The sequence below is a fragment of the Bradyrhizobium sp. SZCCHNS30572 genome, from assembly GCF_032484415.1.
Lineage (GTDB): Bacteria > Pseudomonadota > Alphaproteobacteria > Rhizobiales > Xanthobacteraceae > Bradyrhizobium.
On record NZ_JAUESY010000004.1, the window covers coordinates 227,090 to 252,326 of the forward strand.

A 25,237-nucleotide genomic window follows, 5' to 3' on the forward strand; every position below is an offset into this window, starting at 1 on the left:
GTCTACTTCAGGCCGGCCGCTTGCAGGGCACGGTCGATCACGGCGGCGACGTTGATGGTCCGGCGCCGCGGCTTGGCGGTCGCGCCACTGCCGTTGATCGAAGATTCGCCGGTCGACGACTCCAGCCGTTTCGGCTCTGGGGGCTTGGAGACGGCCACGGGCTTGGACTCCGGCGCGACCTTGGGCTGCGGGACCGCAGCGGATGCCGGTGCAGAGAGCAGCATGCCGGTCGGCGACATTCGGGGCTCGACCACTTTGATCTCGGCTGGCTTGACGTCGACCGGCTCCGCAGCGGGGGATGGGGCGTCCGCCGCGCGTCGCAAGATCTTGGTCAAGGCCGGCACCGCCGAGATCGGCGACACCTGCGGGATCAGCTTCGTGCTCGGCGACGTCGTGGCCGCCTTGAGCGGACGAATCCAATCGGTGACGCCGAAGAATTTCGCGATGTGATAGGACGAGGAAATGCCGGCCTCGAGCAGGAACGGTCCGGCCTTGCCATAGCGCTTGTCGTTGGCCGCGAGCCCGATCGGCGTGCCATGCGCCATGTTGGAAATCGTGAACGATTCCACGACGGTCTCGCCGTCGGCATTCCACCATTGCTCATGCGGATAGCCGTTCACCTCGGCTGCGGCCATTGGCGCCAACGGCAGATGGTGCAGGTCCAGCCACTGCTTGACGATCTCGCCCGCATTGTCCGGATGCACCGTGTAGTCCGCTGTGCCGTGCCACACCGACAGCTTCGGCCACTTGCCGCGGTGGTTCGAGGCCCGGCGAACGAGATCGCCGAGCTCGCCGGCGGGGCGCGCCGGCGGCATCCGCATCTGCAGGATCGCGTCGCGCATGCTGCGCGCGGTGCCGAACGGCAGCCCGGCGATGACGGCGCCGGCAGCGAACAATTCGGGATGCGCGGAGAGCAGCGCCATGGTCATCGCGCCGCCCGCCGACAGGCCGGTGACGTAGATGCGCCTGGGATCGATGGCATAGTCCGCCACCATGCGCGCGATCATCTCACGGATCGAGGCGACCTCGCCCTGGTCGCGCGTGATGTCCTCCGGCTGAAACCAGTTGAAGCAGCGCTGCGGATTGTTGACCCGCTGCTGCTCCGGCAACAGCAGCGCGAAGCCGAAATGCTTGGCGAGCGTCGACCAGCCGGCGCCGAGATCGTACTCGGCGGCGCCCTGCCCGCAGCCATGCAGCACGACGACCAGCGGCGCCAGCGGCTGACGCTGCGCCGGCACATGGGCGAACATCTTCAGGCGCCCAGGATTGGTGCCGAAATGCTCGATCTCGATCAGCGGAGTCTCCGGGGCGCGACGCGGCTGACGATGAAAATCGGCAAATCCGGTGATGCTGTTCAGCTCGCGCAGCCTTCGCAAGTACTCAACATTTTCAGCGAGGGACAACGGCAAGCTCCTTAGGCATTCACGTATTCACGTCAGCGGGTAGACAATCCACCATCACCCAGATGGTTGCTGCAGTGCAAAACAAAAAGCCCGCGAGACTGCGGACCTCAGCAATTTGATTGCGAATTTCGTTCTTGCTGCGATCTAAATGCCACGCCGAGGCGGCACTTCACGCAGCAATCACCGAAACGCGAACCGCGGAGCACGTCAATCGCCGCGAACGTGAGAGCGAGGCGCGCCACAACCAGCAAAGACCCGCACCACGCGCTCGACGGCATCATTCTTCATCACATGGCGAATCGCTCCGCGCGGATGAAGTGTGAGCATCGATCGGCGATCAGTAAACAAACAAATGGCAGCCATGCACCGGTCGTCGTGCGCGGCAAGATGATTGCCTCACACCGAGGCGCCAACTAGCCTGATCGGCAAGCAACAACGAATTCCGCTTGGGAGAAAACACATGGCGCGGCTCAAATTTGGCGCTTTCCTCGCTCCGCATCATCCAATTGGCGAGCATCCGATGCTGCAATTCCGCCGCGACCTCGATCTGGTTTCTCAGCTCGACGAACTCGGCTATGACGAGTTCTGGTGCGGCGAGCATCATTCCAGCGGCTGGGAAATGATTGCCTCGCCCGAGATGTTTCTCGCCGCGGCCGGCGAGCGCACCAAGCGCATCAGACTCGGCACCGGCGTCATCTCGCTGCCTTATCATCATCCCTACAACGTCGCGCAGCGGATGGTGCAGCTCGATCACATGACCGGCGGCCGCGCCATCTTCGGCTCGGGCCCGGGCGCGCTCGCCTCCGATGCCCACACGCTCGGCATCGATCCGATGACGCAGCGTGACCGTCAGGACGAGGCGATCGCGATCATCCGTCGCCTGTTCAACGGCGAGCGCGTCACCGCCAAGAGCGACTGGTTCACGATGAATGACGCAGCGCTGCAGATCCTCCCCTTGCAGGAGGAGATGCCGTTCGTCGTGGCATCGCAGATCTCGCCGTCCGGCATGACGCTCGCGGGCAAATACGGCATCGGCATCATCTCGCTCGGTTCGATGTCGACGCAGGGCCTGATGGCGCTGCCGCGGCAATGGGAGTTCGCCGAGGATGCTGCGAAGAAGCACGGCACGACCGTGAGCCGCGCGAACTGGCGCGTGCTGTTGTCCTGGCACATCGCCGAGACGCGCGAGCAGGCGCGCCGCGAGGCCGGCCCCGGACTGATGCGCTGGCACAACGAGTACACGGTGGGCACCCTGATGCGGCCGGGCCTGAAGCCGTTCTCTTCGCCCGATGAAGCCGTCGACAAGACCGCCTTCGTCGACGGCGCGGCGTCGACGATCGGCACGCCCGACGACCTCGTCAAGACGATCAAGAACCTGATGCAGGTGTCCGGCGGTGTCGGCGCCATCATCGGCTTCGTGCACGACTGGGCCAATCCGGAGAACACGCGCCGCAGCTGGGACATGGTCGCGCGCTACGTCGTGCCGGAGATCAACGGCTACATCGACGGGCTGCGCCGCTCGCAGAAATTCGTCATCGAGAACCGCGCCATCTTCGACCGCGCCGGGCAGGCCGTGATGGCCAAGATCATGGACAACGACAAGGCCGCCGCGGCGCTGTCGCAGACGGGACCCGGCCGCGTCGCGATTCCCGCGGTGAATGCGCCGGACCTGCAGCAGGCCGCGGCGAAGCAGCGGGGGTGAATCAACGACGGTGCGTAGGGCGGATTAGCGCAGCGTAATCCGCCGACCCTCACGAGAGACTTCATCAGGTCGTCGTCGGTATCACGATCGAGCATGGTATATGCCAAGTGGGCAGGTCACTACGCCGTACCCTGACGGCGGATTACGCTGCGCTAATCCGCCCTACCCATGGCCCTCACCTCACCGCCGCGACGAGCTTCCCGCAGTCGGCGATGGTCGCGATCTGCTTCAGTGTCTCGCGGAGCGCCGGCAGGCCGACGGGCTTCTGGAATTGCGGATAGACGACGAGCCCGAGCACGGTCGCGAGCCGGACGTGCTCCTCGCGCGTGGCGTCCTCGGCGCCGCTGATGAAGATCACCGGCGTGCGCGATTTCAGCTCGTTGAGCAGCAGCAGGATATCGGCGCCGCAGCGATCGCCGAGCGACAGATCCAGGGTGATGCAGTCGAAGGTCCGCTGGCGCAGCACCTCCGCCGCAGCCCCGACCGAGGTCACGCAGGTCGCCTCGTAGCCGCATTGCGCGGCGATCTTGCGCAGGATCGACAGATGCACCTCGGCATCCTCGATCACCAGCAACTGATTGCTCATGCCCTTGCCCTCGTTGTCTGCTGACCAGACGTCAGGTCTGGCCGTTGCTAGATGAGGCCGATGGCCGGGTGGTAAACATTTGGCTCCGTGGATTTACGGGTCAAGGGGACTCGGGGGCCGACCTCGGGCAGGGTGGACCGTCGAACGTCGCTTCGACCAAGTCGACGTATCCCGCCAGCAACACCGCGAACTTTTTGGCCCAGCCGATCGCGATGCAATTGCCGCGTTCGATGCAACCGGCGATGGTGCCGCAACCATGTCGAATCGACGTCGCGCGCTAGGGCAAAGCATGACGAAATCTGGAGTGGCGGCGATGGCGTTCGCGTTCGCGAGCATCGCGCTGGCGGGAGCGGCGAAGGCGGCCGACCTGCCGGTGAAGGCACCGCCGGTTGTCGCCGCGCCGTCGTGGACCGGCGTCTATGCCGGCGTGTCGGTCGGCGCCCGCTGGGCGGACAATGATTGGCGGACCAGCGACATCTCCCCGAACTTCGGTGCCGGCGTGTTCGTGCCGACGGCCGGCACCGGCGGGGCGATGGACAGCGTCGCCGCCAGGATCGGCGGCTATCTCGGCGTCAACTGGCAGTTCGCTCCGTCATGGGTGGCTGGCGTCGAGGGCGACTTCGGCTGGGCCGACAACACCAAGCGGGCGAGTGCGCTGCCGGGCACGGCCGGGCTGTTCTTCGGCATCCCGCTGGTCGGCCTGCCGTCCGGCTCGGTGAAGGAAACATGGGACGGCAGCGTGCGCGCCCGTCTGGGTTATCTGGTCGCGCCCTCTACGCTGGTCTATGGCAGCGGCGGCGTGGCGTGGCAGCGCCTCGAGCTGAACGCCAGTTGCACCATCGTTCCCGGCAACCCGTTCTGCTTCGGCAATCCTCACGACGAGACCTACGCCTCGACCCGGGTCGGCTGGACCGTCGGCGGCGGCATCGAGCACATGATCGGCGGCCACTGGCTGGTGCGGGCCGACTACCGCTATGCCGATTTCGGCACTTGGACTCAGCCCTTCTTCGTCGCCGGCGGCGTCGGGGTCGGGTTCGACGACCGCTTCACCGCGCACGTGACGACGCGAACTCATACGGCGACGATCGGCCTCGCCTACAAGTTCTGAGGCGCGGTCGGTGCTGAAGCGAGCGGTCCTGCGCACGCCGATGAAAAGTGAGCGCGGTCAAACCATAGGCCGGAGGGAAATGGTCCGACGGGGCCACACGGGCGGCCGAGTGTGCATCGGCGATCGGCGTCACGAGGATTTTCTTAACCCGGGCCTGCCATGTTCGCGGCAAATCGAGCCCGGTCTGCAAGAGACCGCTCGCGCGTGTGATGCGCCAGGCAGCCCGCCGTCTCGACCCGGCGGGCTTTTCCGCGGGAAAGGTCGCCAATGTCGCTCTCTTCAGCCAAGAACTACGCGCTGCGCGCCGAACGGTCGCAGGACCCCAAGGAGGCCGCCGACCTCCTGGCAAAGGCGATCCTGGAGCTGGCGGCCTCGATCGAGGCAACCGACGCCAAGGTGAAAAAGATCAACAAATCGGGCGGCTGATGGACTTGGCTCCAGGTCGGAACGCGTGGCGGCTTCTGCCTGCGGCGAGGCTTGCCCGCCTCGAAAGATGATCCGCTGACCCTGCGCGGATTGACCGCCGAAATCGCGGCATCACCGGCGAGCGACAGCAGGACGTATTGGCGACCGTCGGGGCCGACGGGCAAATCGCTTCCAGCAAAGCGCCTTTGAGAAGGCGAAACCGCACCGCGCCGGCCTGTCGATCACAGGCTCATCACCATGAAGCGGTGCGCGCCGAAAAACTCATTTCACGAAACACCTCAATCACATCATCCCTGTCCAGTCCTGCGCGCAAAAATATTCTGCTTTCGTTTTTCCGAATAAGGCATACCTTCACGCAGTCCCGTCTCGATTAAGAGGGGCGCTTCGCGGTCGTCACGAACGTTGAGGCGGGATGCGGTGGGCGTGTCGATGTCGCAGCGTGGTTATCCCGCGCGGACGAACGGCGGCGATGCGCACGGTCAAGTCGCGTGGTCCTGGCACCCCGATGCTGGTGTTACGCTTGCAGCGGCGCTCACGCGTCGCGCAGGCAACGGTGGCCAAAAAGCCCGGCGCACCGGGGAGAACGCGAAGCAGCCGTGAAAACCATCGCGCGGGGAATGCCGGGATGCCTCGGCTGAACCTGTGGTACCTGCCGCCTGCATTTTTTTCTGCAGGCGGGCCATGGGTGCGGCCAGCGCCCGGCATTCCCCGTGCCCTCTGCTTGGGGGGCAGCAAGTCCAGCAGGACTCGGACGCATGAAGCGCGTCGCGAGATCGCCAACGCGTGCGATGCAGCACAACTACACCGAGACGAAATAACGCAGCGTATTGCATGATGGCTGCAACCGCCCTTCAATGTGTGCCGGCGCGTCGCCGCGCCCCGCCGCCTCGAAAACGGAGCCTCCTTGATGTCGATGCAAAGTGTGGCCACGCCATCGTTCCGCCTGACCTCGCCGCGGCGCAACTCACTGACCCATATCCCCGGCGACGAAGGCTGGCCGATCATCGGCAAGACGTTTGCGACCCTCGCCGACCCCAAGGGTCACGTCGAGCGCAACGCCAGGAAGTATGGCCCCGTCTACCGCACCCACATGTTCGGCGAGGTCAACGTCGTGCTGCTCGGCCCCGAAGCCAACGAGCTGGTGCTGTTCGACCAGGCCAAGCTGTTCTCGTCGGCGCATGGCTGGGGCCACATCCTCAACCTGCTGTTTCCGCGCGGCCTGATGCTGCTCGATTTCGACGAGCACCGCATGCACCGCAAGGCGCTGTCCGTCGCCTTCAAGGCCGGGCCGATGAAGTCCTATCTCGCCGGGCTCGACCGCGGCATCGCCGCGCGCATCGCGCAGTGGAAAGCAAATCCGGGCGAGATGCTGTTCTATCCGGCGATCAAGCAGCTCACGCTCGACCTCGCCGCGACGTCCTTCCTCGGCACCGAGATCGGGCCGGAGGTCGACGCCATCAACCGCGCCTTCGTCGACATGGTCGCGGCCTCGGTGGCGCCGATCCGCAGGCCGCTGCCAGGCACGCAGATGGCGCGCGGGGTCAAGGGCCGCCAGCGCATCGTCGCCTATTTCTCGGAGCAGATTCCGCTGCGCCGCGCCAAGGCCGACGGCGACGATCTGTTCTCGCATCTGTGCCGCGCCACCGATGACCACGGCGCGTTGCTGTCGACGCAGGACATCGTCGACCACATGAGCTTCCTGATGATGGCGGCGCACGACACGCTGACCTCGTCGCTGACCTCCTTCGTCGCCCAGCTCGCCGCGCATCCACAGTGGCAGCAGAAGCTGCGCGACGAGGTGACGAGCCTCGGCCTCGCCAAGGACGAACCGATGAACTCGGAGCATCTGGAGAAGATGAAGCTGACCGAGATGGCGTTCCAGGAGACCCTGCGGCTGATGCCGCCGGTGCCGTCGCTGCCGCGCCGGCCGATCCGGGATTTCACCTTCAAGGGCTACGCGATTCCCGCCGGCACCGGCGTCGGCATCAACCCGATGTACACCCATCACATGCCGGAGATCTGGCCGGAGCCGGAGCGGTTCGACCCGATGCGCTTCACCGACGAGGCCCAGCGCGGCCGCCACCGCTTCGCCTGGGTGCCGTTCGGCGGCGGCGCGCACATGTGCCTCGGCCTGCACTTCGCCTACATGCAGGTGAAGTGCTTCGCGCGGCACTTCCTCGCCAACCTCGAGGTCTCCTTCGCCCCCGGCTATCAGCCGAACTGGCAGGTCTGGCCGATCCCGAAACCGCGCGACGGGCTGAAGGTGATGCTGAAGGCGGTATGACCCGCGCGCATTGATGCAGCGAGGGCGCCAGGGATCTTGGTTTGTTGCGGACTCTTTCCCCGTCGTCTTCCTCCTCGTCATGGCCGGGCTTGACCCGGCCATCCATCCTGCTGCAACGCGCGGATGAGAGACGTGGATGTCCGGGCATGACGAAATGTATACTTCGCCGTCCCCTACTCCACCGCATCCCCCAGCAGCTTGCGCATCGCCTGATAGCCCTGCTGCTGCTGGCTCCAGTTGCGGCCGCCGGTGATGGCACCGTCGATGACGAGATCATGGCCGTTGATGAAGCTCGATTCGTCGCTGGCGAGAAACACCGCAGCGTAGGCGATGTCGTCGGGCAGGCCGGCACGCGGAATCGGCTGCGCCGTGGCATAGGCGTTGCGGATCGTCTCCGGCGTCTTCTCGGCCGCCTCGGTCGACAGGCCCAGCGCCTTGCCGAAGATGCCGGTGGCGATCAGTCCGGGCGAGATCGAGTTCACGCGCACGCCGGATTCGCCGAGCTCCATCGCCACGCATTTCGTCAGATGGATCACCGCCGCCTTCGCCGTGCTGTAGACCACCGAGGTGGAGAAGCCGGCGAGCCGGCCGGCGATCGAGCCGTTGTTGATGATGCTGCCGGAGCCTTGCCGCTTCATATGGGGCGCTGCGTATTTCATGCCGAGCATGACGCTGCGCACCAGCACCGCGATGGCCTGGTCGAACCGATCGGCGTCGAGGCCTTCGATGCCGCCGGTCTGCGCCGGACCGCCGGCATTGTTGAACACGCAATCGAGCCGGCCGAAGCGCTCGACCGCGCCATCGATCAATGCCCGCATCTGCCCGTCGACCGTGACATCGGTCTGCCGGAACACGCAGCTGGCCCCAAGCCTGCTCGCCAGCGCCTCGCCCTCGGCGCTGCGCCGGCCCGCGACGACGACCTTCGCACCCTCGGCTACGAAGATTTCCGCCGTCCGCAGGCCGATGCCGCTGGTCGCGCCCGTGATCACGACGACCTTGCCCTCCAACCGTCCCATTCCCTGCTCCTTCCTTTGCTGCTGCGTGCTCGTTCTGGGCGGCGGAATAACAAGCGCCTGAGTTCCGCCGCGGAACCATCATCCTGCGCGCCAGGTTGCAACACACGCAAGACGGCCTCCATCAACCGGACAAATTACCGCCACGTCGGCCTTAATTTGGTTGCGCAGTTGAGGCTCATGGATGTCCATGACGCGACTCATCGACGACATCAAGCGGATCTGGCGCGGCGAGCAGCAGCCTTCCCTGACATGGAGCTGCATGTTTGCAGCGATGTGCCTGCTCGCAGCCACGGCGCTCCGCTACGGCATGGCGCATCTGCGGCCCGACGTGTTCTTCACGCCCTACCTGCCGGCCGTCTTCTTCGCCACCGCGATGGGCGGATCGGGCGTCGGCCTGGCGACGGCGATCGCAGGCGCAGCGCTCGGCCTGACGCTCGATTTTGGCGGCGGTCCGGCCGATGGCGCCCGGCTCGCGCTGATGGCGATGTATATGGTTGTGGCGCTGCTGGTGATCTGGGGCGTCGATCACTACCGGCGCCTGGCCGCCAAGCAGCGCGAGATCGCCCGGCGGCTCACTCAGGAGGAGCAGTATCGCAAGCTCCTGGTCGACGAGCTGCACCACCGGCTCAAGAACAAGACTTCCACCATTCACGCCGTGCTGCATCAGGTGCTGTACGACCAGCCGCAGGTGTGGAGCCGCATCGACCAGCGCATCCGCGCGCTCGCGACCGCGGACGACCTGATCGCGCGCGCCGACGGACAGGGCTGCGACCTGAAGGATCTGCTGGTCTCGGAGCTCGGGCCATATGGCCATGTCCGCTTCGAGCTCCACGGCCCGCCGCTGTTCCTGCCTGCCAAGCTCGCCGTCAGCCTCGCTTTGATCTTTCACGAGCTTGCGACCAATGCCGGCAAGTACGGCGCCTTTGCCTCGCCGCGCGGCTTCCTTCAGGTGTCATGGACGATGCAGGAGGACCGCCTCCATCTGACCTGGGACGAGGCCGCGGGTCCGCCGATCGGTCCGATCGGCAAGCCCGGTTTCGGAAGCAAATTGCTGAAGTCCGTGCTGTCGTCGTTCGATGGCAGGACCGAGACCAGATTTCTCGAATCCGGCCTTCACTGCACCTTGCAGTGTCGCGTGCCACCAAGCTGAACCGGCCGCCGGGCGGCCATTCCTGCCTACCACTTTCGCCGCATGCGCGCGGCCGCGTCGCTGCTCCGATTCAGGAACGGTTAATGACGCCGCGGCACAAAGCTCCGTCATTCCCGAGACTTGGCTCGCGCGTTCCGGGTTTCTACGTAGCGCTTAACTAAAATGAAGCGGGAACTTTGCACAATCGGCGCATGTACAGCAGCGACCGATTCAACTTTTCCCCCGGGCCGAACGAGGGGCTGGGCTCGACCGAGGCCGAGCTGCGCTTCCTGCGCAGCGTCCTCAGCCAGCTGCCGTCGGGCGTCACGGTCCAGGACGAGCACGGTCGCTTTCTGCTGGTCAACGATACGGCCGCCGTCCAGCTCGGCGCCGCCGCCAACAGCATCGACGGCCTCTCGGCGCCGCATCTCCATAACCGGCGCACGGCCTGCCGCGAGATCCTCGGCCGGGGTCGAACGGTGATCGGCGAGGAAAAAGTGGCAGGCGAGCGCGGCGCGCAGACCTTGCTGACCGCGCATCGGCCGGTTCGCATCGGCGACCAGACCGTCCTCATCTCCAGCTCGGCCGATATCAGCGAGCAGAAGGAGTTCGAGGACCAGTTGTTTCGCGCCGCCTATTACGACGAGTTGACCGGCCTGCCGATGCGCCGCGTGGTCGAGCATCGCGCCGACCTGCTGGTCCGGCGCGGCCGCGTCGACGGACGCTTCGCACTCGCCTTTCTCGACCTCGACAATTTCAAGTACATCAACGACTATTACGGCCACGCCACCGGCGATGCGCTGCTGGTCGAGCTCGCCAAGCGCATCAGCCGCGACCTGCGCGAGTCGGACCTGCTGTCGCGCATCAGCGGCGACGAGTTCCTGCTGCTGCTGCATCCGATCGAGCGCGCCGAGGAGGTCGCCGAATTCCTGCACGCGATGCTGGAACGCCTGAATGCGCCCTTCTTCATCGACGGCGCCGAGGTGTTCGCCTCCGCGTCCGTCGGAGTGAGCCTGTTTCCCGAGCACGGCGCAAGCTACGACGTGCTGCGCCAGAACGCGGATCTGGCGATGTACCGCGTCAAGAACAGCGGCAAGGGCACGCTGGCCTTCTTCTCCAGCGCGATGGAGCACGAGGCGCTGGCGCGCATGAAGGTCGAGCAGTCGCTGCGGCTCGCGATCCTCGAAAAGCGCTTCTGCTGCGCGTTCCAGGCCAAGGTCGACATCCGCACCGAGGAGATCAAGGGCATCGAGGCGCTGGTGCGGCTGCGCGACAATGAAGGCGTGATCCAGGCACCCGGATCGTTCATCAACCTTGCGGTCGAGCTCGGTCTCATCGACGAGCTCGCCCATCTCGTGCTCGACGAGATCGTCAAGTCGATTGACCTGATCAACGACACCTTCGGACCCGAGGCGACGATCAGCATCAACGTCGCGGCCAAGCAGGCGTCGAACCCGGACTTCATGCAGCCCTTCGCCCGGGCGATCGCAGCGACCGGCTTTCCCAAGCGGTTCATGATCGAGGTCACCGAGGACGCGTTCGTGACCCGCAGCCATTTCCAGGACGAGATCGTGCCGCTGCTGCGCGGGATCGGCGTCGGCATCTCGATCGATGATTTCGGCATCGGCTATTCGTCGCTGTCGGCACTCGCCGACATCACGGCGGACGAGATCAAGATCGACCGGTCCTTCATCACCGACATTCATAAGCGACCGCGCAGCCAGGGCATCCTGCGTGCGATCGAATCCCTGAGCGAGGCGCTGGGCATGACGGTGATCGCGGAGGGCATCGAGTCGTTCGAGGAGCTCGCCTATCTGCAGGCCGCGACCAAGATCCGCTATGCGCAGGGCTACTACTTCTCGCGTCCGATCTTCCTGGAGGAGCTGAAGCCGGCGGCCCCGCTTGCAAGCGAAGCGCGCATCAGTCTCGCCAGTCGCCCTGTGCAGGAAAATCGCCAGGTCTATGCGCGCAGCAGCCGCTATCGGCGCTGAGCTTTTGGAGGACGACACCCTTCGACCCAAGGTATGAGCCGTCACGGGCTGCCGCCGAAAGCGCCTTGACCCAGGCCGAGCCTGCACACTATCAGTTGCAGGCAACAGCCGCCAGTAGCTGGGAGGAAGGCTCGTGAAGACGTCACATATTCTCAAAGGTATTGTTTCATCATTGACTGCCGCCCTGCTGGCGACCGCCGCCCAGGCCGATGATCTGAAAATCGCTCTCATCTACGGCAAGACCGGCCCGCTCGAGGCCTATGCCAAGCAGACCGAGGCCGGTCTCCGCCTCGGCTTCGAATATGCCACCAAGGGCACCAACATGATCGACGGTCGCAAGATCGTCATCATCACCAAGGACGACCAGGGCAAGCCCGACCTGTCGAAGGCCGCGCTCTCCGAAGCCTATCAGGATGACGGCGCCGACATCGCGATCGGCACGACCTCCTCGGCCGCAGCGCTGGCCGACCTGCCGGTCGCCGAGGAGAACAAGAAGATCCTCATCGTCGAGCCTGCGGTCGCCGACCAGATCACGGGCGAGAAGTGGAACCGCTACATCTTCCGCACCGGCCGCAACTCCTCACAGGACGCGATCTCCAACGCGGTCGCGATCGGCAAGCCCGGCGTCACGGTCGCCACCCTTGCGCAGGACTATGCCTTCGGCCGCGACGGCGTCGCTGCCTTCAAGGAGGCGCTGGCCAAGACCGGCGCGACGCTGGGCGCCGAGGAATATGTGCCGACCAGCACCACCGACTTCACCGCCGTCGGCCAGCGCCTGTTCGACGCGCTGAAGGACAAGCCCGGCAAGAAGATCATCTGGGTGATCTGGGCCGGCGCCGGCGATCCACTGACGAAGCTGCAGGACATGGATCCGAAGCGCTACGGCATCGAGCTGTCGACCGGCGGCAACATCCTGCCGGCGCTTGCCGCCTACAAGCGTCTGCCCGGCATGGAAGGCGCCACCTACTACTATTATGACATTCCCAAGAACCCGGTGAACGACTGGCTGGTGGCCGAGCACCAGAAGCGCTTCAACGCGCCGCCGGACTTCTTCACCGCCGGCGGCTTCTCGGCCGCGATGGCCGTCGTCACCGCCGTAACCAAGGCCAAGTCGACCGACACCGAGAAGCTGATCGCGGCGATGGAGGGCATGGAGTTCGATACGCCGAAGGGCAAGATGATCTTCCGGAAAGAGGATCACCAGGCGCTGCAAAGCATGTATCACTTCCGCGTCAAGGTCGATCCGAACCTTGCCTGGGCCGTCAACGAGCCGGTGCGCGAGATCAAGATCGACGAGATGGCGGTGCCGATCCGCAACAAGCGGTGAGATAATGGATCGCGTGCCCGGCCCTCGCGCCGGGCACATTCTTACTGGCAGTGACAAGCTGGCGACATGGCCCTTACCCTCGAAACCCGCGACCTCACCATCCGTTTCGGCGGTCATGTCGCGGTCAACAGCGTCAGTTGCAGCTTCAGGCCGGGTGAGCTGACCGCCATCGTCGGCCCCAACGGGGCCGGCAAGACCACCTATTTCAACCTGATCTCCGGCCAGCTGACGGCCTCCTCGGGCTCCATCCTGTTCGACGGCCGCGACATCACCGGTCTCTCGGCGCCGCTGCGCACCCGCGCCGGCTTGGGACGCGCGTTCCAGCTCACCAACCTGTTTCCCAATCTCAGCGTCGAGGAGAACGTGCGGCTCGCTGCGCAGGCGCAGAGCGGCGTGCACTATGACCTGCTCCGCCCCTAGATGGCGCGGCGCGACCTGATTGCGCGCGCGGACGCGATCCTCGACCAGGTCGCGCTCGGCGGCCGCCGCAGCGTCACCGCGACGACGCTGTCGCATGGCGATCAGCGCAAGCTCGAAGTCGCGCTGATGATGGCGCTGGAGCCGAAGGTCTTCATGTTCGACGAGCCCACCGCCGGCATGAGCATCGACGAGGTGCCGGTCGTGCTCGACCTCATCGGCAGGCTCAAGCAGGACACGAGCAAGATCATCCTGCTGGTCGAGCACAAGATGGACGTCGTGCGCTCGCTCGCCGACCGCATCATCGTGCTGCACAACGGACAGCTGGTCGCCGACGGTCCGCCCGCGGAGGTCATCGCCTCGCCAATCGTGCAGGAAGCCTACCTTGGCGTGGCGCCGCGGAGTGCGGCATGAGCACGCTACTGAAGCTTGCGGGCGTCGAGACCTATATCGGACGCTATCACATCCTGCAGCGCGTCGACTTCGAGGTGCCCGAGGGCCAGACCACGATGCTGCTCGGCCGCAACGGCGCCGGCAAGACCACGACCTTGCGCACCATCATGGGCCTCTGGCAGGCCAGGAACGGCACCATCTCACTCGCCGGCGAGCCGATCGAGAGGCTGGCAACGCCCGACATCGCGCAGCGCGGCGTCGGCTACGTGCCCGAGAGCATGGCCGTGTTCTCCGACCTCACGGTGAAGGAGAACCTGATCCTGGCGGCGCGCAACGGCCCGCTCGACGATGCCCAGCTCGCCTGGATCTTCGGCTTCTTTCCCGCCTTGAAGAAGTTCTGGCTGTCGCGCGCCGGCAGCCTGTCCGGCGGCCAGAAGCAGATGCTGTCGATCGCCCGCGCCATCGTCGAGCCGCGCAAGCTGCTCCTCATCGACGAGCCCACCAAGGGCCTGGCGCCGGCGATCGTGGTGTCGCTGATCGAATGCCTCAAGGAGATCAAGCGCCGTGGCGCAACCATTCTCCTCGTTGAACAGAATTTCCACGCCGCGCGCGAGCTCGGCGACCAGGTGCTTGTGATGGACAATGGCACCATCGTCCATCGCGGCGAGATGGCCGCGCTCGCGGCCGACGTGCCGTTGCAGGAGCGCCTGCTCGGCCTCAGCCTGGAGGCGCATCAATGAGCGAGATCGCTGCGACCGAGGCACTGCCGAAACCGAAGCGCGACATCGCGCCGCTGCTGCTGCCGGTCGTGCTGGCGCTCCTGATGATCCCGCTGGTCGGGTCAGCGAGCTCCTGGGTGACCCTGACGGTCGCGAGCCTCGCGATGGGCATGATGATCTTCATCATGGCCTCGGGCCTGACGCTCGTCTTCGGCCTGATGGACGTGCTCAATTTCGGCCACGGTGCCTTCATCGCCGTCGGCGCCTACGTTGCGACGCTGGTGCTGCTGCCACTGGCGGGCTGGGCCCAGTCCGACTCGCTGCTGACCAACCTTGCCGTCCTCGTTCCGGCGGCGCTGCTGTCGATGGGCGTGACCGGCGCACTCGGCCTCGTGGTCGAGCGCGTGCTGGTGCTGCCGGTCTACGGCCAGCACCTCAAGCAGATCCTGATGACCACCGGCGGACTCATCGTCGCCGAGCAGACGCTGTATGCGCTGTTCGGTCCGCAGATCATTCCCATGCCGCTGCCCGCGGCGTTGCGCGGGTCTTTCATCATCGGCGACGTCGCGATCTCGAAATACCGGCTGCTGGCCATGCTCGTCGGCTTCGCGATCTTCGTCGCCATCGAGCTGGTGCTGAACCGGACCAAGATCGGCCTGTTAATCCGCGCCGGTGTCGAAAACCGCGAGATGGTCGAGGCGCTCGGCTATCGCATCCGCCGGCTGTTCCTCGGCGTGTTCATGACCGGCTCGGCGCTGGCCGGCCTCGGCGGCGTGATGTGGGGGCTGTATCGCGAGCAGGTGCATGCCTCGATCGGCGACGAGCTCACCGTGCTGGTGTTCATCGTCGTGATCATCGGCGGGCTCGGCTCGATCACCGGCTGCTTCATCGGCGCGGTCCTGGTTGCGATGGTCGCCAACTATGGCGGCTTCCTGGTGCCCAAGCTCGCCCTCGTCTCCAACATCCTGCTGATGGTCGCCGTGCTGATGTGGCGGCCGCGCGGTCTCTATGCGGTGACCAGCCGATGATGATCCTGTCCGGCGATCCGCCCCGCAGCCGCGCGCTGTCCATCCTGCTCACCGTCATCATCCTGGCGCTGCTGGCGACGCCCTTCATCTTCCCCGGCGCCAAGGCGCTCAACGTCGCCGCCAAGATCTGCATCTTTGCCGCGCTGGTCGCCTCCTACGATCTGCTGCTCGGCTATACCGGCTCGGTGTCGTTCGCGCATACGATGTTCTACGGCATTGGCTCCTACGCGGTCGCGATCGCGCTCTATGGCCTCGGTCCCAACTGGTCATCGGTGGCAATTGCCGCCGCCGCCGGGTTGCCGCTCGCGCTGCTGCTGGCGCTCGCGATCGGCCTGTTCTCGCTGCGGGTCGAGGCGATCTTCTTTGCCATGATCACGCTCGCGGTCGCCTCGGCCTTCCTGGTGCTGGCATCGCAATTGTCGTGGCTGACGGGCGGCGAGGACGGCCGCAGCTTCCAGCTGCCCGAGCTGTTGCGCCCGGGCACGGTGTTCATCGGCAAGGACTGGTTCGGCTTCCCGATCAACGGTCGCATCCTGACCTATTACCTGGTGCTGTCGGCCTGCGCGCTGATGATCCTGGCCCTGCTGCGCGTCGTCAACTCGCCGTTCGGCCGCGTGCTGCAGGCGATCCGCGAGAACCGCTTCCGCGCCGAGGCGCTCGGCTATCGCACGGTCTTTCATCTCACCTATGCCAACTGCATCGCAGCCATGATCGCGGCCTGCGCGGGGATGCTGAACGCACTCTGGCTGCGCTATGCCGGCCCCGACACGTCGCTCAGCTTCTCGATCATGCTCGACATCCTGCTGATGGTCGTGATCGGCGGCATGGGCACGATCTACGGCGCCATCATTGGGGCTGCCATCTTCATCCTGGCGCAGAATTATCTGCAGGCCCTGATGGGGATCGCTTCGACCGCGGCGGCGGACGCCGGACTGCCGCTGCTGCCCGGCCTGCTGCACCCCGACCGCTGGCTGCTGTGGCTCGGCCTCCTGTTCATCGCCAGCGTCTATTTCTTTCCGACCGGCGTCGTCGGCCGCCTTCGCAACAAGCCGGGCGCGGCGCGCTGAGCTGCAAGTACCCCCGAAATTCTGCGCGGCGGCGCCGGAGCAGCCTAGGCCGCACGGTATCCACATGCGGAAATTATCGTTTGCCGCGAAGTTTCGACGCGCGCTTAAGCGACGGCTAACCGCATTTCCTAACCGGACCGGCACCAGTGCCTTGTTATCAAGCGAGCTTGCAACAAGTCATTTCCTCCCGGGTCGATCAAGGCATGCAAGGCGCAGCAGACACGTCAGGGACCGGCGGTAGCGAGCCGGAATGGATTGGCACGTCCCTCTGGCGCGGTCCGGTGCCATGGCTGATCGCGTGCGGAGCGCTTCTGATCGCAGCCATCGTCATCGGGACGATCGTCATGGCCAGCGGTTTTCGGGCGCGTGCGATCGCCAACAACGAGCGCGAACTCGAAAACACCGTACTGCTGTTGAGCCGGCATTTCGCGCAGCAATTCGAAGACGCCGAGACCGCGGTTTCGCATGCGATCCGCCGCATGCAGCTCGAGTCGATCGGTTCGCCGGAGGCGTTCCGGTCCGAGATGGCAAGACCCGAGATCAGCGAGATGCTGCGCTCTCAGGTCAGCGGCCTGTCCTATATGGGAGACCTCACGATCGTCGACGTCGACGGCAATTTCGTGAACTGGTCGTCCAGCGACCCACTGCCGCCCATCAACGTCGCGGACCGCTCCTACTTCAAGGACCTGCAATCGGCATCGCGGCCGGACAGCTTCGTGATCCTGCCGGTCATGAGCCGCGTCACCGGCGGCTGGGCGACCATCGTCGCGCATCGCCTGAACGGCGCCAACGGGGAATTCCTTGGCTTGCTGACCCGCCGCGTGGATCCGCACACCTACGAGACGTTCCTGGAATCGATGGCTCTCGGGAAGGGCTCGTCGATCATGCTGGTCCATTCCGACGGCGCCGTGCTGGCGCGCTACCCGCACGCCGAATCCCTGATGGGCGCCAGGATAGGGAACGACGAGTTGCTGAAGGGGGTCGCCGAGAGTGGCCTGCGCACGACCCTGCTCACGAGCTCCGTCGACAACCTGGAGAAGATCGCGTCGGCTTCCAGGATCGGGCGCTTTCCGCTCGTCATCTCGGCCAATAGGCCGGTCGACGATGCGCTCGCGGACTGGCGATCGCAGATGGTGCTGATCGTGGGTGCGGCGGTGCTTGCGATCGCCGTCATCGCCGTGACGTTCACCCTGATGATCCGGCAGATCGTGCGACAGGGGCGTGCGGCAACGCGTCAACTGGAGACCGAGAAGCAAAGGGTCGAGACTGCGCTGGACAACATGACGCAGGGGCTGATCTCGTTCGACGCGAACGCATGCGTCGTGATGTTCAATCAGCGCTTCATCGACCTGCTCGGCCTGTCCACGGACGTGATCAGGCCCGGCGCCCACCTCAGCGAGGTCATCGCGCACTGCAAGGCGCGCGGATCCTTCAACGGCGACGTGACCGACTTCTGCGCCGACATCATCGACAGAGCCGCGGCAGGCGGCACGTCGCAGATGATCGCGGAGGGCGGAGCCGGCCGCTTCTTCAACATCATCGACAAGCCGCTGGCCTCGGGCGGATGGGTCACGACGATCGAGGACATCAGCGAGCATCGCAGGCTCGAGCAGGAGCGCGACCGCAACTACGCATTCCTGCGCGAGATCATCGACCACATCCCGTCGCACATCATGGTCAAGGACGTCCGCGACCGGCGCTATGTACTGGTCAACCAGTCGACCGAGCAGCGCTTCGGCGTGCCGCGCGAGGAGATCGTCGGCAAGACGGCGTTCGACCTGCTGCCGCGACCGGTCGCGGAAAAGGTGACCGCGGACGACGACCGGGCTCTGGAGCAGTCGGACGGGCTGTTTCTCGCCGAACATCCCTGGCAGAGTCCGGGGCTGGGATTGCGTTACATCACGTCACGGCGCATCGCCATCGCGGATGATGCGCAGCGGCCGCGCTATCTGATCAACGTGATCGAGGACACCACGGAGCGGCGGCTGGCCGACGAGAAGATCGCCCATCTCGCGCATTTCGACGCGTTGACCGAGCTGCCGAACCGCGTGCTGTTCCAGGAACGCATCGATGAGGAGCTGGAACGCGCGCGCCACGGCACCTTCTTCGCGCTGCTCTATATCGATGTCGACGAGTTCAAGGGCATCAACGATTCGCTCGGCCATCATGTCGGCGACGAGCTGTTGAAGACGATCGCGCGGCGCATCGAGGGCTGTCTCGCGCCGGAGGATATGGTGGCCCGGCTCGGCGGCGACGAATTCGCGGTGCTGCTGACCACCGTTGCGGACCGGGACGAGGTCATCGTGGCCGTGAAGGAGATCCTCGACGCGATCCGCAAGCCCTATAAATGCCTGGGCCACCAATTGTCGACCGACGCCAGCATCGGCATCGCGCTGGCGCCCCATGACGGCGTCGAGCGCGACCAGCTGACCAAGAATGCCGACCTCGCAATGTATGCCGCCAAGGCCGGCGGCCGCCGCACTTTCCGTTTCTTCGAGCCCGCGATGGATGAAACCGCGCGCGCGCGGCTGCAGTTGCAGCAGGACCTGCGCCGGGCGATCACCGAAGGCCAGTTCGAGCTGCATTACCAGCCGCTGCTCGGCTTCAGCGAGAACGTCATGACCGGCTGCGAGGCGCTGTTGCGCTGGCGTCATCCGGAGCGAGGGATGGTGCCGCCGCTCGACTTCATTCCGCTCGCCGAGGACACCGGGCTCATCAACGAGATCGGCGACTGGGTGTTGCGCACCGCCTGCGCCGAGGCCGCGCATTGGCCCGCCGGCATCCGCATCGCCGTGAACGTCTCGCCGGTGCAGCTCAAATCGCCGACCCTGGCGCTGCGGATCGCAGGCGCGCTGTCGACGGCCGGCCTTGCGCCCGAACGGCTCGAGGTCGAGATCACCGAGGCGGTGCTGATCAGCGACGACGACGTCGCGCTCGGCATCCTGCACCAGTTGCACGACATGGGCGTGCGTATCGCACTCGACGATTTCGGCACCGGCTATTCGTCGCTGAGTTATCTGAAGCGGTTTCCGTTCGACAAGATCAAGATCGACCGCTGCTTCGTCAGCGACATCGGCGCCGGCAGCTCGTCGGCGATCGTCCAGGCGGTGGTGAGCATCGCCACCGCCAGCAACATGACGACCACGGCCGAGGGCGTCGAGACCGGGGCGCAGCAGACGGCGCTGCGCCAGCTCGGCTGCACGGAGATGCAGGGCTACCTGTTCAGCGCCCCGAAGCCGGCGGCCGAGCTGCGCAAGCTGTTCGGTCCGGAAGCGGCGGCAGGGAGCTTGCAGGCCGCCGGCTGAGCCCGCTTTGCGGCGCCGTCAACGCCTGGCCGCCCCGGCCGAGCCTGCGGCGCGAGGCCACGCAGATTTCGACGACCGGCCCGCTACCGGCCTTGGCGCCGCGTTCCTATATCCGGAGCGGCAACAACGGAGTTGGCAGGTCGTCATGCAGCCGGTTTCCATGCTTCTGAACATCCTCTGGATCCTGTGCGGCGGCGCCTACATGGCGTTCGGCTGGCTGGTCGCCGCGGTCGTCATGGCGATCACGATCGTCGGGCTGCCCTGGTCCCGCGCCGCATTCAACATCGCCGCCTATACGCTGCTGCCGTTCGGCTCGCGCGCCGTCCGCCGCGACCAGCTCACCGGCATGGAAGACGTCGGAACCGGCGTTCTCGGGCTGCTCGGCAACATCATCTGGTTCGTGCTGGCCGGCTGGTGGCTGGCGCTCGGCCACCTCCTGACCGCAATCGTGCTCGCGGTAAGCATCGTCGGCCTGCCCTTCGCCTGGGCCCATCTGAAGCTCGCCGGGCTGGCGTTGTGGCCGATCGGCAAGACCATCGTGCCGGCGTAAGGCGGGTCGGCGGGAGCGGTCCGGCCGCGCACCCCGCCGAACTGCCGCCTCGCGGCGCGAGCGGCCCGTCCGCCTGGTCCGGGGAGCATCCAAGGCCGTTGCCGTCGCCCAGGCAATCGGCTAAACGATTTGCCGTACGCACCCGTAGCTCAGCTGGATAGAGCGTTGCCCTCCGAAGGCAGATGTCAAGCTGTTTTGCGGGAGCGTCGGACTGAAAAGAGACTTGGATTTCAGAGACTTAAGAAATCAGCGCGGATCGCTTCACACCCACGGAGTATCCGCGTAAGCACTGCGTAAGCAGGCAGGCACCCGTAGCTCAGCTGGATAGAGCGTCGCCCTCCGAAGGCGAAGGCCACACGTTCGAATCGTGTCGGGTGCGCCAACCAAGTCGGTATCGTGCACAAGGCACTTCGGGCGTCCTAGGTTCCAGATTCTGCAGGGTCGGGGGTGGGGCAGGTTGGTTAAGTCTCTGGCCTAGCCAGCACTTTACCGGCCTCCAATCAATCCAACTTGACAGCGGAACGGTGCGGGATTCTAACCATTGAGTCGCGGCGGGAGAGACATCGTCATGTTGGACGTGATTGCATCCACCAACCTGCAGGATCTGTTAACTCCCAAGGGACGCGGCGATAGGGTGAATGTGCATGTTGTGATTGCGCGCCCCGAACCAAGGCCCGACTTTGAGGCGATGGAAAAGGTGATAAAGGGCTCTGAGACAACTCAGGATGCTCGCGCGAATGGCCCGCGAAGAGAAATTCCCAAGAACGACTGAGCTACCGAGTCAATCTCCGCTATTCTGGGTGGAGCAGAAGGACCGCTATCTTCGTCAACTCTTAATCCGCGATATCGAGGAACTGACCAGCAGGCGACTCGTCGTCTACTTTGGAAATCGGTTTGAAAACGCACAGATTGATGCTGGAGACTGCTCAATGATGGCAGAACTCCTGGGCGACGTTGGAGATCAACCGTTCGATCTGATGTTAGAAACAAACGGCGGCATGACCGACGCGACCGAAGGTTTGATTTCTCTCATCAAGAATATCGCCACAGATTTCCGTGTGATCGTTGTGAACGCGGCGAAAAGCAATGGGACCCTTCTCGGGTTGGCAGCACGTTCCATCGTCATGGGAGCCACTTCGGAGTTAGGTCCGATCGAGCCATTGGTGCAAGGCATTCCTTGTACCGTTCTGACAGAGCCACAAATTGCTCAGCAGAACTTCCCACTTCACATGTATGGTCAATACGCGCTCAAACAGACTGTCACGTTGGCGAAGACTTTGTTGTCAGCGGGAATGATGAGCGGCAAGACTTCGGCTGAAGTTGACACTGTCGTCCAAAAGCTCGCATCGCGCGACGCCTATTTTTCCCATGGATCTGTTATCGATCACAAGGAAGCAGCTGCGATCGGACTCACCGTTGAGTATCTGAGGCCCGAAGATCAACTATGGCAGAGGCTATGGCTACTTCTTTGCATGTACGAGCACGACTGCCGTCAGAGCCGTTACCTAAAGGTGTTTGAAGGACGGTCGCGCAGCACGGCCATTGCTGTCCCCACCGGAGCTCCTAAGCCGTAAGCTTCGGCGGGGTCGTGCAGTCAGTCGGACGAACGAGCGCTTTGTTTCGCTATATTGGGCGTCAAGCGAACGCCCGGCCGACCTCCATTCATAAGTTCGATCCCGGCCGCTTCGATAGCACGTCGGATCGCCGTAGCAGTTACACCGTGTGCGCGCAAAACGCCGCGTTGGCTCTCCAGCCGCTTGATTGTCGGAAGCGAAACGCCGGAAGCCTGCGCGAGATCTCGTTGCTCCCATCGAAGGAGCGCTCGAGCTGCGCGAACGAGCTCGCTGGTAAGCTCGACCGACTCGATACCTTTATCATCATCTGATGCCTCAGGTATTGACATCATCTCCAGACCGTAGTACCTCAGGGCTAACATTCGGGACCAGGGTCTGCGCCCCATTTGAAGCGGGCACGCAATCAACCTTGGGCAGCAGTCAAATCGCTCCGTAGCCACGGAGCGACGAGGGCGGCTGTCAGAATCATCGTCGTGCCAATTTCGCTTGGGCAGCCATACTTCACGGTTGGCGCAACGCGCAAGCATGCCGAAGGGACAGATGGTTAAAATCCGCACAGAAGCCGATCCGCGTGCAGAAGTTAGTGAAGATCCAGAATGCACTTCTTTCGCAGCGGCGCCCCCCTATGCTGATGCCACGCTGATGGTTCTTGAGCGGCAGTTCGAAGCAATTTCAGCAGAACTGCTGGCACTGGAGGAGACAGGCGGCGCGAGGACAAGATGCCTAGACGATTCTCTCCACGCACATGAAGAACCCGAGAACAAGGCCTATAACGGCGACAACACGTATAATGAGGCTCTGACGCTCCAGATCGAAATGATCCTCACTCGTCTTGATCCTATCGAGCAGGCGATCATGCAAACACAACCTAGCACGATTGCCGGCTTGGGCGTGAAGGCCCGTCATGCGGCTCATGTGATGTCCCACTACTGGGAATGCCCTGTTGATCAGCTCGATTGTGACGCTCGGGTAGTTCGTCTTCTGGTGGAGGCAGTTTGCAATATTGCCGGCACGCCGCTGCCAATTCGCAGCTCAAATAACGAGTAGTCGCGCCAAGCAACGAGAAGTCTTTGCAAAGCCTGCCGAAACGGAAGAACGCGAATGAGCATAGTATCGGTCATGGCCGCCGTTCTCGAAGACGAACTGCGAGAGCACGGTATCTACGAGCTGACCCAGCTCGATTACGAGACAATGGTCCAGAGTATGATCGAACGGGCCGCTAGACTTGAAGCGCACTTCAGACAGATTCGCTCAGAGCCGTACTCCAATGACAGACACTAGATCATTTGTGACTGCATAGCCGAGGATAGCCAGCAGTGCCATCCGGCCACCCCAACCTCACAGATCATGGATTGTTACTGCTCTCGGGCGAGCGCTCGATCAACCGCAGACGGCCCCGGGAAACTGCACTTCAACTCCGACCCCCTGCTCCAGGGGCAGGCGAGCAGTTGCGAAGGTTCGGCTCCTTGAGCTGCGCGCGGAGCGTCAAGATCCAGTGACCGACGGAGTCCGGCTGTACAGGTCCGATGCCGCCTGGAAGAGACGTCTACAGGGGCTGCTGGAAATAACGTGACATTGGCGCACTGGCCGTCGAGAGCAGCAGGCTTCTTGCCACTGTTCTCCTTCCAGAGACGCTGCATGGCCCCAACCACGTTTGAGGGGACTAGGCGATCCGCGGAGCTAGGCTGCTGGTCGCCCAGACCCCCGACCACGTTCTTCCCCAGCAGACCGTCGTGGCGCCCCTGTGCCGAGCTCAAACTTTTGGTCGAGATCAAGCTTGGCCAGCCGACTGAAGGACCGGGGCGCTTACGTTTGCTCGTCGAAACCCTCAAGTACCGCGATCGGAACGCGCTGCGGCCTGGACATTTTTCTGCGATTTCGGGCTTTCTAAGGCAACTTTGCCCCAAAAACCATAAATTTGGCGATGCAGTGGCCTTGCAACCGGTTGAATTTACTATATTTTAATTTGTACGGCGGTATCTACTGGGGTCGTGACTCGCAGGGGCTTGCGAGGAACCCTAATCCGCTTCATAAGATTATTCACGAGCACGCACGAGCAGACTAGAGCATCCTTCCTTGGAGTTCTGGAAAGCCATCCGAAGCCGACGTTGGTAGCTTGCGACCAACGAACGCGTGTTCTCCGTAGTTAGATCGTGGACGCAGTCCTGCAGGACGTCTCCTCGATGGCTGCTGGGATCCGTAGGTGCGAAGGAAGTGTCCGCTAGGTTGAGATTTAACCTGAGCCGGCTCCGTCCTGTTGCTTGAAGGCAAGCGAGTATAGGAACCGGCCGGCGGGACGCTTTTGTGTCCCGCCGGCCTCATATTTTCGATATCAACGCACGAAGTCGTTGGGTGAGATGTTCACGTGAGTGGCTCTCCCTGGTGCCGTGCGCATCGCATGGCAATTCGGATAATCGCTTGCCAGCCCGTTCCGGACCGGAACGCAATCGTAGTGGAAATCGGCTGGATAGTGGCCTCCTATCCTGCTTCTCGCGTTCAGCAGGCAGATCATCGCGTGATTGTCGGCGGCCGCGTTGCGGAAGTGCCCATGCCTGTCCCGGCCAGGACTTTTGAAAAATAGGCGGCCATCGCTGAAGCAATGCCGGTCCTGTCCCGGCGGGCGGACGCGAGGATGGTCAGCGATGAAGCTCTTCACAACTGACTCGATGTACGGCTTCCGATCCGCGACCCGGGGGAGGTTGCCGTACAGGTCGTCGAGAATCGACCGAAGCTTTACCGAGGCGAAGTTGCGTAGTGGTAGCAGCAACGGCGTAAGATTCTGGACGTTCGTAAACTCGGAAACGGTGCGAGCGATTCTACGCAGTTCAATGGCCGCCTCCGTCACCTGTTTTGCGAACTCATTGAGGACGTTTCGTATCTGAGGACGCGTTCGCGCTTGGCTAAAGTCGGGGGCCGGCAGCGGGTAAGCCAGACTGAACGGAAAAAAGGTCGCCAGCAGATCCGATGTGGATTGGTCCTTGTAATCTACGTAAAGAAGCAACGTGGAGAACGGTTCAGTCTCGTTCCGCTGCTTCGCATACCCGTAAGTGGCCGTGATAAGCTTCTGGATGTATTTGCTGTCATAGCGGGAGTGCGCGGGCAGCGGTGAAATGATAGGCAGTCCGTCGGGCGCGAGAGTCTTTCCTGATATCTGTTTGACCCGGTCGAACAGCTCTGCGGACAAGCCCGCGATCACCAGCGCGTGGACCACG

19 protein-coding genes, 1 tRNA gene and 1 pseudogene are annotated in these 25,237 nt (G+C 64.0%); 17 read left to right on the forward strand and 4 right to left on the reverse strand.

All coding sequences use genetic code 11. From position 1 onward, the window contains the following. Positions 1 to 2 precede the first annotated feature (2 nt). Positions 3 to 1,403 carry a PHB depolymerase family esterase gene (locus QX048_RS12300; RefSeq protein WP_316200480.1) on the reverse strand — a complete coding sequence of 467 codons (1,401 nt, stop codon included), beginning with the start codon at positions 1,401 to 1,403 and terminating at the stop codon, positions 3 to 5. A gap of 460 nt (positions 1,404 to 1,863) precedes the next feature. On the opposite strand from QX048_RS12300, the gene QX048_RS12305 reads away from it, so the two are divergent. Beyond that, positions 1,864 to 3,105, forward strand: coding sequence for an LLM class flavin-dependent oxidoreductase (locus tag QX048_RS12305; protein WP_316200479.1), 1,242 nt, complete (start codon positions 1,864 to 1,866; stop codon positions 3,103 to 3,105). A 175-nt stretch (positions 3,106 to 3,280) separates the two neighbouring features. Here the strand turns inward: QX048_RS12305 and QX048_RS12310 are convergent, their stop codons facing one another. Next, on the reverse strand, positions 3,281 to 3,691 hold the full coding sequence (locus QX048_RS12310) for a response regulator (RefSeq protein WP_316200478.1): 411 nt from the start codon (positions 3,689 to 3,691) through the stop codon (positions 3,281 to 3,283). 289 nt (positions 3,692 to 3,980) lie between these two features. Between QX048_RS12310 and QX048_RS12315 the strand changes: the two genes are divergently transcribed. The 3 genes from QX048_RS12315 (at position 3,981) to QX048_RS12325 (ending at position 7,509) form a co-directional block, all read left to right on the forward strand. Continuing rightward, positions 3,981 to 4,799, forward strand: coding sequence for an outer membrane protein (locus QX048_RS12315; RefSeq protein WP_316200477.1), 819 nt, complete (start codon positions 3,981 to 3,983; stop codon positions 4,797 to 4,799). 267 nt (positions 4,800 to 5,066) lie between these two features. Then, on the forward strand, positions 5,067 to 5,225 hold the full coding sequence (locus QX048_RS12320; protein WP_213737209.1) for a hypothetical protein: 159 nt from the start codon (positions 5,067 to 5,069) through the stop codon (positions 5,223 to 5,225). Between the two features lie 907 nt (positions 5,226 to 6,132). Beyond that, positions 6,133 to 7,509, forward strand: a complete 1,377-nt coding sequence (locus QX048_RS12325; RefSeq protein WP_316200476.1) for a cytochrome P450 — start codon at positions 6,133 to 6,135, stop codon at positions 7,507 to 7,509. Positions 7,510 to 7,682: 173 nt separating this feature from the next. Here the strand turns inward: QX048_RS12325 and QX048_RS12330 are convergent, their stop codons facing one another. Continuing rightward, positions 7,683 to 8,525 (reverse strand): glucose 1-dehydrogenase, encoded by an 843-nt coding sequence (locus QX048_RS12330; RefSeq protein ID WP_316200475.1) that lies wholly within the window; start codon positions 8,523 to 8,525, stop codon positions 7,683 to 7,685. A gap of 181 nt (positions 8,526 to 8,706) precedes the next feature. Between QX048_RS12330 and QX048_RS12335 the strand changes: the two genes are divergently transcribed. The 13 genes and pseudogenes from QX048_RS12335 to QX048_RS12395 all read left to right on the forward strand — a co-directional run bounded on the left by QX048_RS12335 (position 8,707) and on the right by QX048_RS12395 (position 23,072). Continuing rightward, positions 8,707 to 9,675: a sensor histidine kinase gene (locus tag QX048_RS12335; protein WP_316200474.1), complete on the forward strand. Its 969-nt coding sequence runs from the start codon at positions 8,707 to 8,709 to the stop codon at positions 9,673 to 9,675. A gap of 191 nt (positions 9,676 to 9,866) precedes the next feature. After that, on the forward strand, positions 9,867 to 11,645 hold the full coding sequence (locus QX048_RS12340) for a putative bifunctional diguanylate cyclase/phosphodiesterase (RefSeq protein ID WP_316200473.1): 1,779 nt from the start codon (positions 9,867 to 9,869) through the stop codon (positions 11,643 to 11,645). 133 nt (positions 11,646 to 11,778) lie between these two features. Then, positions 11,779 to 12,972 (forward strand): substrate-binding domain-containing protein, encoded by a 1,194-nt coding sequence (locus QX048_RS12345; RefSeq protein ID WP_315715117.1) that lies wholly within the window; start codon positions 11,779 to 11,781, stop codon positions 12,970 to 12,972. Positions 12,973 to 13,038: 66 nt separating this feature from the next. Beyond that, positions 13,039 to 13,803: pseudogene (locus QX048_RS12350) on the forward strand (ABC transporter ATP-binding protein). Next, positions 13,800 to 14,522, forward strand: coding sequence for an ABC transporter ATP-binding protein (locus QX048_RS12355; protein WP_315715115.1), 723 nt, complete (start codon positions 13,800 to 13,802; stop codon positions 14,520 to 14,522). The pseudogene QX048_RS12350 and the gene QX048_RS12355 overlap by 4 nt, the downstream one beginning before the upstream one ends. Next, complete coding sequence (locus tag QX048_RS12360) at positions 14,519 to 15,529, forward strand: branched-chain amino acid ABC transporter permease (RefSeq protein WP_315715114.1); 1,011 nt, start codon at positions 14,519 to 14,521, stop codon at positions 15,527 to 15,529. Before QX048_RS12355 ends, QX048_RS12360 begins: the two co-directional genes overlap by 4 nt. After that, a complete protein-coding gene (locus tag QX048_RS12365; protein WP_315715113.1) occupies positions 15,526 to 16,596 on the forward strand; it encodes a branched-chain amino acid ABC transporter permease in 1,071 nt (356 codons plus the stop codon). The genes QX048_RS12360 and QX048_RS12365 overlap by 4 nt, the downstream gene beginning before the upstream one ends. A 203-nt stretch (positions 16,597 to 16,799) precedes the next feature. Further along, complete coding sequence (locus tag QX048_RS12370; RefSeq protein WP_315715112.1) at positions 16,800 to 19,901, forward strand: EAL domain-containing protein; 3,102 nt, start codon at positions 16,800 to 16,802, stop codon at positions 19,899 to 19,901. Positions 19,902 to 20,046: 145 nt separating this feature from the next. Next, on the forward strand, positions 20,047 to 20,451 hold the full coding sequence (locus tag QX048_RS12375) for a YccF domain-containing protein (protein ID WP_315715111.1): 405 nt from the start codon (positions 20,047 to 20,049) through the stop codon (positions 20,449 to 20,451). A gap of 305 nt (positions 20,452 to 20,756) precedes the next feature. After that, positions 20,757 to 20,833: transfer RNA gene (locus QX048_RS12380), tRNA-Arg, on the forward strand. 186 nt (positions 20,834 to 21,019) lie between these two features. Further along, complete coding sequence (locus QX048_RS12385; RefSeq protein WP_315751881.1) at positions 21,020 to 21,223, forward strand: hypothetical protein; 204 nt, start codon at positions 21,020 to 21,022, stop codon at positions 21,221 to 21,223. Then, on the forward strand, positions 21,189 to 22,025 hold the full coding sequence (locus QX048_RS12390; RefSeq protein ID WP_315751880.1) for an SDH family Clp fold serine proteinase: 837 nt from the start codon (positions 21,189 to 21,191) through the stop codon (positions 22,023 to 22,025). Before QX048_RS12385 ends, QX048_RS12390 begins: the two co-directional genes overlap by 35 nt. 525 nt (positions 22,026 to 22,550) lie before the next feature. Further along, positions 22,551 to 23,072, forward strand: a complete 522-nt coding sequence (locus tag QX048_RS12395; protein ID WP_316200472.1) for a hypothetical protein — start codon at positions 22,551 to 22,553, stop codon at positions 23,070 to 23,072. A 1,285-nt stretch (positions 23,073 to 24,357) separates the two neighbouring features. Here the strand turns inward: QX048_RS12395 and QX048_RS12400 are convergent. Then, a complete protein-coding gene (locus QX048_RS12400; protein WP_315751878.1) occupies positions 24,358 to 25,236 on the reverse strand; it encodes a hypothetical protein in 879 nt (292 codons plus the stop codon). Between the last annotated feature and the right edge of the window lies 1 nt (position 25,237).